The 1,073-nt window shown below is 46.4% G+C and carries 4 tRNA genes and 1 pseudogene; 4 read left to right on the top strand and 1 reads right to left on the bottom strand.

The features are described 5' to 3' along the window. Positions 1-19 precede the first annotated feature (19 nt). From AB0G52_RS41345 to AB0G52_RS41330, 4 genes are all read left to right on the top strand, one after another. A tRNA-Asp gene (locus tag AB0G52_RS41345) sits at positions 20-96 on the top strand. Positions 97-135: 39 nt separating this feature from the next. Continuing rightward, positions 136-219: transfer RNA gene (locus AB0G52_RS41340), tRNA-Tyr, on the top strand. 33 nt (positions 220-252) lie between these two features. Continuing rightward, positions 253-324 (top strand) — tRNA-Gln (locus tag AB0G52_RS41335). 47 nt (positions 325-371) lie between these two features. Then, positions 372-445 (top strand) — tRNA-Gly (locus tag AB0G52_RS41330). 200 nt (positions 446-645) lie between these two features. Here the strand turns inward: AB0G52_RS41330 and AB0G52_RS41325 are convergent. After that, positions 646-978 (bottom strand): annotated as a pseudogene (locus tag AB0G52_RS41325) (phenylalanine--tRNA ligase beta subunit-related protein); the annotation flags it as partial. Positions 979-1,073 lie beyond the last annotated feature (95 nt).

Genomic DNA, 1,073 nt, shown 5'->3' with positions numbered 1-1,073 from the left:
AATCCTGTCCCCGCAATCTGGTCCGGTAGTTCAGCTGGTTAGAATGCCTGCCTGTCACGCAGGAGGTCGCGGGTTCGAGTCCCGTCCGGACCGCCATTTTTTACAAAAAAATAACAGTATGTTTCATTTTATGTCGGAGGGGTAGCGAAGTGGCTAAACGCGGCGGACTGTAAATCCGCTCCTTCGGGTTCGGCGGTTCGAATCCGTCCCCCTCCACCATTTCAAATTGGACAGAGAATGTCCTTTTATTTTTGGGCTATAGCCAAGCGGTAAGGCAACGGACTTTGACTCCGTCACTCGTTGGTTCGAATCCAGCTAGCCCAGTCATAGAGGGAAGACTGGTATATATCAAAAATCCCTCTCTAAATAACGCGGGTGTAGTTTAATGGTAAAACCTCAGCCTTCCAAGCTGATGTCGTGGGTTCGATTCCCATCACCCGCTCCATACATAGTCACAACGCAGTGTTTCGTTTCAAAGAAGAACGAAGCATTGCGTTTTTTCATTATGAGGAGATTTTCTTTCCCCTGTGGATAACTCATAAATTGATATAAACTGTGGATAACTTTGTTTCAGCAGAAAATGAACTGGATACACTGTAGATATATAAATAAGCATGCTCAAGATTTACCTGAACATGCTCGTATTTATTCTACAATTGTAAATTGTGCCTGCCCGCCGTGAATTTGGACAAACATATCCATTAAAGAAGCTACCATGCGTTCTGCTGTTTCCTTTTGTGTGGACGCTTGGAGGTAAACAAGCTGGACAGCGTCTTTCGTATCAGTTGTCACTGGTGCTCTGTCCGAATCAACAAAAGGACTTCCGAATGGGCCGGATACATCTTCACTTATAATTAAGTTTTCAAGAGAATTAGCTCTGCCGTTCAATCCCGTGTACTGCTCACCTTCTTTTCCTAGCCTGATTGTAATAGCACCATTTAATTTAGCCAGGTCATAAACGCCAATTGGCACTCCGTATTGAAGGGAAAAGAAATAGCTGGAGCCCGGTCCAGGAGCCGACGATCAGGGCGGCCAGCCGCTCGCAGTCGATGTCGGCCTTGACGTCACCGCGC

It is taken from the genome of Streptomyces sp. NPDC021562 (assembly GCF_040640875.1).
Classification (GTDB): domain Bacteria; phylum Actinomycetota; class Actinomycetes; order Streptomycetales; family Streptomycetaceae; genus Streptomyces.
This window is presented reverse-complemented; position numbering and strand designations above follow the sequence as displayed.